At 73.6% G+C, this 5458-nt stretch carries 6 protein-coding genes; 1 reads left to right on the forward strand and 5 read right to left on the reverse strand.

The window, feature by feature from the left end; translation table 11 throughout:
* Positions 1-43: 43 nt before the first annotated feature.
* The 5 genes from ACFWEG_RS28015 to afsQ1 form a co-directional block, all read right to left on the reverse strand.
* The gene (locus tag ACFWEG_RS28015; protein ID WP_387220638.1) at positions 44-256 is read right to left on the reverse strand and encodes a PspC domain-containing protein; all 213 of its coding nucleotides are present in this window, start codon (positions 254-256) and stop codon (positions 44-46) included.
* A 180-nt stretch (positions 257-436) separates the two neighbouring features.
* Positions 437-1021, reverse strand: coding sequence for a VanZ family protein (locus ACFWEG_RS28020; RefSeq protein ID WP_387220641.1), 585 nt, complete (start codon positions 1019-1021; stop codon positions 437-439).
* A 230-nt stretch (positions 1022-1251) separates the two neighbouring features.
* Positions 1252-1965: a hypothetical protein gene (locus ACFWEG_RS28025; protein WP_387220644.1), complete on the reverse strand. Its 714-nt coding sequence runs from the start codon at positions 1963-1965 to the stop codon at positions 1252-1254.
* Positions 1962-3692 (reverse strand): ATP-binding protein, encoded by a 1731-nt coding sequence (locus ACFWEG_RS28030; protein ID WP_387220650.1) that lies wholly within the window; start codon positions 3690-3692, stop codon positions 1962-1964. The genes ACFWEG_RS28025 and ACFWEG_RS28030 overlap by 4 nt, the downstream gene beginning before the upstream one ends.
* A complete protein-coding gene (gene afsQ1 / locus ACFWEG_RS28035) occupies positions 3590-4267 on the reverse strand; it encodes a two-component system response regulator AfsQ1 (protein ID WP_387220646.1) in 678 nt (225 codons plus the stop codon). The genes ACFWEG_RS28030 and afsQ1 overlap by 103 nt, the downstream gene beginning before the upstream one ends.
* Positions 4268-4522: 255 nt before the next feature.
* On the opposite strand from afsQ1, the gene ACFWEG_RS28040 reads away from it, so the two are divergent.
* Positions 4523-5281, forward strand: a complete 759-nt coding sequence (locus tag ACFWEG_RS28040) for a SigE family RNA polymerase sigma factor (RefSeq protein ID WP_387220648.1) — start codon at positions 4523-4525, stop codon at positions 5279-5281.
* Positions 5282-5458: the final 177 nt, after the last annotated feature.

The following is a 5458-nucleotide window of genomic DNA, read 5'->3' on the forward strand; positions in this document are numbered from 1 at the left end:
GCGTCCCGAGGTCGCCGCCCGCCGCCGTGTGTCGGCTCGGCCCCTACCAGGCCGCGTGCGCCGTCCCCGCCCGTCGCTCGGACGGCACGAATATCCACAGGGCCAGGTAGAGGAGGAACTGGGGGCCGGGCAGCAGGCACGAGACCAGGAAGATCAGCCGCATCGTCCTCGCGGAGGTGCCGAAGCGCCGGGCCAGGCCCGCGCACACCCCACCGATCACCTTGTCGTGCTCCGCCCGAACCAGCTTCCCGCTCATGATGGTCTCCTCCGTATTCCGCGAGTTCTCCCGCGCGATGCGAGTGCCCCGCTCCCGATGCCTCAAAGCTACGGCGACCAATCGGACAAAACATCCCCCTCCCGAGGGACCCCGACCCTGGTTCCCCTCGGGGTCGACCCCGAGACCGGCCCGGACTCGCCCCGCGGCGTCGGAGCCGAGCTACGGCACCAGCCCGACGTGGGCGCCCGTCAGCGGCAGTTCGTCCGGCTGGCCCGGTCCCGTGCGGTGCGTCTCGTCGGCGCCGGGGCCGAAGCCGGTGCCGCCGGTCGCCGGAAGACCGTCGCCCGTGCGTCGCCGCAGGCGGTTGCGCAGCACCGGGACGACCGCGAGGTGCGCCATCGCGACCCCGATGGTGTTCAGCCACAGCGAGTCGACGTCGACCACCCGGCCCGGGACGCCGGTCTGCAGCAGCTCCACGGCCAGCGAAACGAACGCACCCGCCGCGACGGTCCGTGCGAACGAGCCGAGCCGGGAGACCTGCAGCCGGCCGTGCGCCAGCGGGAGCAGCAGGCCCAGCGGGGCGAGGATCACGAGGTCCTTACCGATGCTGCGGACCGCGTACTCGCGCCCGAGGGCGAGGTCCGCGCGGATCCCCGCGAGGGGGGTCAGGTTCGCCGGGCTCACCCAGGGCACGTCGAGCGGGCGCAGTGTGAGCCACCCGACGATCACCAGATGCGCGACGAGGAGAAGGATCCCCGCCGCGCGGAGGGTCGACCGGCCGCCCGTGGCGTGACGCTGCTGCACGGGTACGGGGACGCGGGAGCGGTGGCAACGGTTCCGAGGGAGCGGAGGCCTTGGGGGCCGGCAACGGGGTTCGCGCTGCGCGGGAACCCCTTGCGGCGGCAACGGCTTCGCGGCCGCGCCACGGGGCACGGCCTGAGGCCGCGCGGCCTCACCGGCCCGCCGGCCTCAGGACGATTCCGTCACCGCCCGCCGGCCGGCCTCAGGACCGTTCCGTCACCGCCCGCCGACCGCTAGGGATTCCCGCCGCCGCCCGACGTCGCCACTCCCGCCCCCGGGTTCGCCCGCAGCTCGTCCGTGCACGTGTACCGCCCCGGTGCGTCCTCGGCGCGGGGGCCCGCGAGGAGGACGGTGCCGTCGGGGTCCGCCGCCGTCGCGGAGCTGCGGGCGTAGGTGCAGACGATCTGGGCGAGGGCGAAGTCGGAGAGGGCGTCGGGGGCGTTGGTGAGGCGCAGGGTGGCCGGGGGGTCGTCGCGGCGGGGGCCGGTGACGGAGAGGTCGGCGGGGACGTCGGAGGTCAGTCCGGCGTCCTTCTCCGCGGAGGTGGCCGGCAGCTGCAGCTCGGCGAGCAGGACCAGGGCGGTCTTGACGCGGGCCGTCCCGGCCTTCGCGGCGGTGTCGGGGGTCGCGGCGGCATCGGGGGTCGCGGCGGCATCGGGGGTCGCGTCGGCGTCGGGGGTCGCGTCGGCCGGTTCCGGCAGGTCGACGGCCCGCTCGACGCTGACGAGCTGCTCCCGGCAGACCAGGTACAGCGGCACGGTGTCGTCGTCCGCGGGCTGCGCGGTCGCGTCCTCGGGCGCCGACCGCAGCGCGCAGGGCACGCGCGAGGGCGCCGCGCCGAAGTCGGTGGGGACGCTCGTCGGCCGGATCCCGCAGCCGGCGAGGACGGCCGAGGACAGCAGCACCGCGGCCAGGAGCGCGCCGCTCGCGGGGCCTACGCGCCTCACGACAGCTCCCCCTCGGCCGGCTCGTCGTCCGTGTGCCGGGGGAGGGTGAGGGTGAACACCGCGCCGCCTTCGGGTGAGTTCGCGGCGGTGATCTCGCCGCCGTGGATGTGCGCGTTCTCCAGGGCGATCGACAGGCCGAGCCCGCTGCCCTCGGACCGCGGCCGGGACGCGCTCGCCTTGTAGAAGCGGTCGAAGACGTGCGGCAGCACGTCCTCGGGGATGCCGGGACCGTGGTCGCGGACGGCGATCACCAGCTCCGTGTCGGACGCCGTCACCGTCACCCGGACGGGGGAACCGCCGTGCTTCAGCGCGTTGCCGATGAGGTTCGCCAGGATGACGTCGAGCCGCCGCGGGTCGACCCGTGCGAGCAGCCCGCGCTCCGCGTCGAGCTCGACCGCGTCCAGCCACGCCCGCGCGTCGACGCACGCGGTGATCTGGTCGGCGATGTCGACGTGGTCGAGGACCAGCCGCGCGGTGCCCGCGTCGAACCGGGTGACCTCCATGAGGTTCTCCACCAGGTCGTTCAGCCGCCGGCTCTCGCTGACGACCAGCTGCACCGCGGGTGCGATCATCGGGTCGAGGTTGTCGGCCTCCTCCTCCAGGACCTCGCTGACGGCCGTGATCGCGGTCAGCGGGGTGCGCAGCTCGTGCGACATGTCGGCGACGAACCGGCGTGAGGCCTGCTCCCGGTCGCTCATCTCGGCGACCTGTTTCTCCAGCGCCTCGGCGGTCCGGTTGAACGTCCGCGACAGGTCGGCGAGCTCGTCCGTGCCCGAGACCCGCAGCCGGGTCTCCAGCTTCCCCTCGCCGAGCCGCCGGGCGGCGTCCCCGAGCCGCTGCACGGGCTTCAGGACGGTCGTGGCCGCCGCCTGCGCGAGCAGCGCCGAGCCGACCAGCGCGAGCGCGGTGGCGATGCCGAGCGACCAGGCCAGCGACGTCAGGTCGTCCCGTTCGGGCTCCAGGGACTTGAGCATGTAGCCCGTCGTGCCGGCCTCGTCGGAGCCCGCCCCGGACCCGTCGCCCGCGGAGGAGCCGCCGGAGTCGATGATCCGCGTCCCCGCGACGAGGAACGGCGTCCCGTCGTCGAGCGTCCCGTAGGCGTCCTCGCCCACCGTCCGCTGCCAGTAGAGGTGGTACGGGTACTGGTTGGTCTCCGTGACGGGCTGGCGGCGCCGCACGGCGTCCTGGAGGGACTGCGGGACGTCGTCCAGGGTGAACGTGTCCAGGTCTGAGTTGCCGGTGACGGTCCGGCCGTCCTCGTTCACGGATATCAGCAGCACGCTGTACTGCTGCGCGCTGTTGGACATCCGGTCGGCGGTGGTCTTCAGCTCCGCCTGGGTGGGGCGGCGCGGCAGCGCGCCCGCGCGGGACTGCATCTGCTCCTTGAAGTCGTGCAGCGCCGCGTCCTGGGTGCGGGTGAGCAGCGCCTCCCGGTTGAGCCAGTACGCGATCCCCGAGGCGGACACGGCGGCGGTCAGCGCGACCAGGGCGAACACGAAGACCAGCCGCAGTCTCAGGGAGGTCAGTCGCAGCCTGGTCCTGAAACCGCGCCCCTGGGAGGGCTGTTCGCCGGGCGCGTCGGTCGGCCGCGTCCCCTGGGCGGCCGTGCGGGAGGAGGCGACGGTCACTGAGGGTTGTCCAGCCGGTAGCCGACCCCGCGGACGGTGCGGATGAGCGTCGGCGAGGACGGCACGTCCTCGACCTTCGCCCGCAGCCGCTGCACGCAGGCGTCCACGAGCCGGGAGTCGCCCAGGTAGTCGTGCTCCCACACCAGCCGCAGCAACTGCTGCCGGGACAGGGCCTGTCCGGGGCGCCGGCTCAGTTCGAGCAGCAGCCGCAGCTCGGTCGGGGTGAGCTGGAGGTCCTCGCCGTTCTTGGTGACGGTCATCGCCGAGCGGTCGATGACCAGGGAGCCGAACGCGGCGGAGTCGTTGGACTCCCGCTCGCCCCGGCGCAGCACCGCGCGGATGCGCGCGTCGAGGACGCGGCCCTGGACGGGCTTGACGACGTAGTCGTCGGCGCCCGACTCCAGGCCCACGACGACGTCGATGTCGTCGTTGCGCGCGGTCAGCAGGATGATCGGCAGCTGGTCGGTGCGCCGGATGCGACGGCACACCTCGAAGCCGTCGATGCCCGGCAGCATCACGTCCAGCACGATCAGATCGGGCCGCTGCTCGCGCAGCAGCTGCAGGCCGTCCTCACCGGTGGCCGCCGTGGCCACGCGGTGCCCCTGGCGCGTCAGCGACAGCTCAAGAGCCGTGCGGATGGCGTCGTCGTCCTCGATCAGCAACAGGAATGGCACGCGGGCCATTCTGGCCCATCCGGGGGTACGGGGACGACTGCCCGGACATCTCCCGTCGCCCGTCCTCCGCGCGGAGGGGCGACGGCGCTCCGCGCGGAAGACGTGTCACGGCGACCGGTCCCTGTGACAGGTCTGTGACAGTCGGCGGACACCGGCGTGAAGTGCGGTTGGCAAGCTCTTCATCACACGGACGGCCCAACGGTCACCGCGTACCGCACACCGGCTGCACCTGACTCCACCGACGGGGGGCGCGAGATGAACGCACTGCACAGCACCAACTCCGGCGCAGTTGTCACACGCCTGCACGACCCGAAGCGGAGCGAGCGCACCGGCGCCGAGGGGGGTGCCGCACACGGACGCACCTGCGTCCGCTCCGGCGCACGGCAGCACACCGGTACGTACATGACCGTGGTCGCCGGGGGGAACGGGGCCGGGGGGCCCGACGGGGGAGCGCAGGGGACGGCGGTCCCGGGGGAGCGGAAGTCGTCGCTCTCGGAGGCGGAGTTCACCGCCTACGTCCAGGACCGCCGCGCCTCCCTGTACGCGACCGCCTACCACCTGACCGGGGACCGCTTCGAGGCGGAGGACCTGCTCCAGAGCGCGCTGTTCTCCACCTACCGGGCCTGGGACCGGATCAGCGACAAGGCGGCCGTCGGCGGCTACCTCAGGCGCACGATGACGAACCTGCACATCAGCGCCTGGCGCCGCCGCAAGCTCAACGAGTACCCGACCGAGGAACTGCCCGAGCGCTCCTGCGACACGGACGCCATGCGCGGCACCGAACTGCGCGCGGTCCTGTGGCAGGCCCTCGCCCGGCTGCCGGAGCTCCAGCGCACCATGCTGGTCCTGAGGTACTACGAGGGCCGCACGGACCCGGAGATCGCCGACATCCTCGGCATCAGCGTCGGCACGGTGAAGTCCAGCATCTGGCGGTCCCTCCGCCGGCTGCGCGAGGACCAGGTCCTCAGCTTCGGCCGTGACGAGGAGGAGTCCTTCGGGGAGCTGGTCGCCTGAAGGCTGGGGGGAACGGGGGAAGGCGGGGTCCGGGGGGACCTCGCCGAACGGGGGAACGGGAGGTCCGGGGGGACCTCCCAGGGGGGAACGAAGCGGGGTCCGGGGGGACCCCGCGGGAGCAACAACGGGGGAAGGCCCGCACCGGGGGGTGCGGGCCGGGGGGTAACCGGCGGGGCC

The organism is Streptomyces sp. NPDC060194, from assembly GCF_042728285.1.
Lineage (GTDB): Bacteria > Actinomycetota > Actinomycetes > Streptomycetales > Streptomycetaceae > Streptomyces.